This is a genomic window from Blastomonas sp. CCH1-A6, assembly GCF_001556365.1.
Classification (GTDB): domain Bacteria; phylum Pseudomonadota; class Alphaproteobacteria; order Sphingomonadales; family Sphingomonadaceae; genus Blastomonas; species Blastomonas ursincola.
The window spans coordinates 1-3,139 of sequence record NZ_LSIS01000129.1; the positions used below are offsets into that span (position 1 = coordinate 1).

Below are 3,139 nucleotides of genomic sequence, written 5' to 3' on the forward strand. Positions count from 1 at the left end.
GCTGTTCAACCAGTACAAGCCGATTCCCGAGGGCCCGGTGCGCGAGGCGGTGCTCGATATGGCCAAGCAGGTCGATATCCCGGCGGATCGGATCTTCATCTATGACGGATCGCGCCAGTCGAACAATTTCACTGCGAACGTCTCCGGCATCGGCAGCGCCGCGCGGATCGCCATCTCGGATGTCGCGCTGAAACAGGCCTCGCTCGACGAGGTGCGCGCGGTGACCGGACACGAGATCGGCCATTATGTGCTCGGTCATGTCTGGCGCTCGGTCGGGGTGCTGAGCGTGCTGGTGGTGGCGCTGTTTTTCCTCGCCGATCGCCTGCACCCGCGCCTTGCCAAGGCGCTGGGCAGCCCGACCACCGAGATATCCGACCCGCGCGGACTACCGGTGCTGATGCTGGTGCTGTCGATCCTGGGCACCCTGGCCTTGCCGGTGACCAATGCGCTCACCCGGATCGGCGAGAGCGAGGCCGATGCCTATTCGCTGCAGATGGTGAACCTGCCCGATGCGCTGGCGGGCGCGCTCGTCAAGACCGCCGAATATCGCTATCCGCGCCCGCATCCGCTGCAGGAAATGCTGTTCTACACGCACCCGTCGGTCGAGCGCCGCGTGCGCAGCGCGATGGAGTGGAAGGCGAAACACCCCGCAGGCAAGCCAGCGACCGCCCCGGTCAACCCCTGATGCGCACCATCGGCCTGCTCGGCGGAATGAGCTGGGAAAGCTCGGCCCATTATTATCGCATGATCAACCAGGCAGTGCGCGAGCGGCTCGGCGGCATGCACAGCGCGGCGAGCGTGATGGTTTCGGTCGACTTTGCCGAGATCGAGGCGCTGCAGCATGCGGGCGACTGGGATGCGCTGACCACGCGGATGATCGCCGCCGCCCGCCAGGCCGAAGCTGGCGGCGCCGAGTTGCTGGTTGTCTGCACCAACACGATGCACCGCATGGCCGATGCGGTGCAGGCGGCGATCGGCATCCCGCTGCTGCATATCGCCGATCCGGTCGGCAGCGCGATTGCTGCGCAGGGGCTTACCCGCGTCGGCCTGCTCGGCACCGCCTTCACCATGGAACAGCCGTTCCTGCGCAATCGCCTCGCGCAGCGGCACGGGCTGGAGGTGATCGTCCCCGAAGCGGCGGACCGGCAGGACGTGCACCGCATCATCTATGACGAACTGGTGCGGGGGATCGTGACCGAAGAGTCGCGCGCCACATATCGCGCGATCATGGCACGGCTGGCGGCGGCGGGCGCGCAGGCGATCATCCTGGGCTGTACCGAGATCATGCTGCTGGTGCGCGAGGAAGACAGCTCCGTGCCGCTGTTCGACACGACCGCGCTGCACGCCCTTGCCGCGGTGGACATGGCTCTGGCACAAGGCGCGGCATGAACAAGGCCGACACTTTCGAATTCTACCGCCGCCTCGCCGAGACCAATCCCGCGCCAGTGACTGAACTGGAATATGGCAACCATTTCCAGCTGCTCGTCGCGGTGGTGCTTTCGGCCCAGGCGACGGATGTCGGCGTGAACAAGGCGACGCGCGCGCTGTTCGAGATCGTGAAGACGCCCGAGCAGATGGTCGCGCTCGGCGAAGAGGGCTTGAAGCAGCACATCAAGACGATCGGACTGTTCAACAGCAAGGCGAAGAATGTCATCGCGCTGTCCGAGGCGCTGATCGAGCGGCACGGCAGCGAAGTGCCGGAGGATCGCGATGCGCTCACCGCATTGCCCGGCGTCGGGCGCAAGACCGCCAATGTCGTGCTCAATGCCGCGTTCGGGGCGGAAACCTTTGCGGTCGATACGCATATCTTCCGCGTCGGCAACCGCACCGGCCTCGCGCCAGGTCGCACGGTGATCGACGTTGAAAAGGCGCTCGACAAGGGCACGCCGGGGCCGTTCCGCGTACACGGCCATCACTGGCTGATCCTGCACGGCCGCTATATCTGCAAGGCGCGAAAGCCCGAATGCTGGCGTTGCCCGGTGGCCGATCTGTGCCGCTTCAAGCCCAAGCCCGACGGCCCCGATGCGCCGATCCCCAAGGCCGCCAAGAAGCACCGCGCCAACAAGCCCGCGCCCGCGCGAAGGAAGCGTGTGCCCGCCAAGACAGCGGCACCGATCGCATCCGGCTGACCCACCGATTTCGGGCGCATTGCGCGCCGATCCGGTCTATGGTTCCAGTCCGGGCGCCCCGCCTGGACAAGGAACAGACCATGGCTAAGGGCCAGAAGAAATCGAACCGCGAAGTCCGCAAGCCCAAGGCCGAAAAGCCCAAGCCCCAGAACGCCTCCAATCCGTCGACCAAGCCCGGTGGACTGAACATCGTTACCCTGAAGAGCTGAAAGAGCGCCCATGTCGACACCCGATGGCGAGGACTATGTCTATGACGAGGCGAGCGGCGAATGGATCGCGCCCGGTGAAGCGGTCGCCGCGGCGGGCGAAGAGGGCATCGAGGTCCGCGATGCGGTCGGCAACCTGCTCGCCGATGGCGACCAGGTTACGCTGATCAAGGACCTGAAGGTCAAGGGCGCGGGCCAGACGCTGAAGCGCGGCACCTTGATCAAGTCTATCCGGCTGACCGGCGACGCGCAGGAAATCGACTGCCGCTTCGACGGCATCAAGGGCCTGGTGCTCCGCGCCGAGTTCGTCCGCAAGCGGTAGACGCCCCGTGCCTCGGCCATCTCCCGTCCACACGGGCTTTCGCTGGCTGCTGGCGCTGATCTATCTTGCAGCGGGCATTATCCATATCCGCTCGCCCGGCGGCTTTGTCGCGATCACGCCCGCTTGGGTGCCAAGCCCGCACGCGGTGGTGTTCTGGACCGGGGTCGCGGAAATCGCAGGCGCGATCGGGCTGATGATCCCAAGGTTGCGCCGGGCTGCGGGCATCGGGCTCGCGCTCTATGCGCTGTGCGTCTGGCCCGCCAATTTCAACCATGCGCTGAACGACATCGCCATCGGCGGCAACCGCCTGCCCTGGGCTTATCACGGCCCGCGGCTGATGCTGCAGCCGCTGATCATCTGGTGGGCGTTGTGGGTCGGCGGGGTGACCGACTGGCCTTTCCGGAAACGAGGCTGAGCGGCTTCAGCCGGCCTCGCCTGGCGCGGCCAGCATCGCCACCAGCTTGCGCACGCCCTCGCGAAGC

The 3,139-nt window shown here is 66.3% G+C and carries 6 protein-coding genes; all 6 read left to right on the forward strand.

The features are described 5' to 3' along the window. The coding region (locus AX735_RS05135) for a M48 family metalloprotease (protein WP_156447422.1) at window positions 1-685 on the forward strand (685 nt) is incomplete at its 5' end. Beyond that, window positions 685-1,389 (forward strand): aspartate/glutamate racemase family protein, encoded by a 705-nt coding sequence (locus tag AX735_RS05140; protein ID WP_066276680.1) that lies wholly within the window; start codon window positions 685-687, stop codon window positions 1,387-1,389. The genes AX735_RS05135 and AX735_RS05140, both read left to right, overlap by 1 nt. Beyond that, window positions 1,386-2,129: an endonuclease III gene (gene nth, locus AX735_RS05145; protein ID WP_066276681.1), complete on the forward strand. Its 744-nt coding sequence runs from the start codon at window positions 1,386-1,388 to the stop codon at window positions 2,127-2,129. The genes AX735_RS05140 and nth overlap by 4 nt, the downstream gene beginning before the upstream one ends. Before the next feature lie 80 nt (window positions 2,130-2,209). Further along, entirely contained in the window at window positions 2,210-2,338 is a 129-nt protein-coding gene (locus AX735_RS26685) for a hypothetical protein (protein WP_269454092.1), read from the forward strand. Window positions 2,339-2,348: 10 nt separating this feature from the next. Next, window positions 2,349-2,657: an alkylphosphonate utilization protein gene (locus tag AX735_RS05150; RefSeq protein WP_023839616.1), complete on the forward strand. Its 309-nt coding sequence runs from the start codon at window positions 2,349-2,351 to the stop codon at window positions 2,655-2,657. A gap of 7 nt (window positions 2,658-2,664) precedes the next feature. Next, a complete protein-coding gene (locus AX735_RS05155; protein ID WP_171007805.1) occupies window positions 2,665-3,072 on the forward strand; it encodes a DoxX family protein in 408 nt (135 codons plus the stop codon). Window positions 3,073-3,139: the final 67 nt, after the last annotated feature.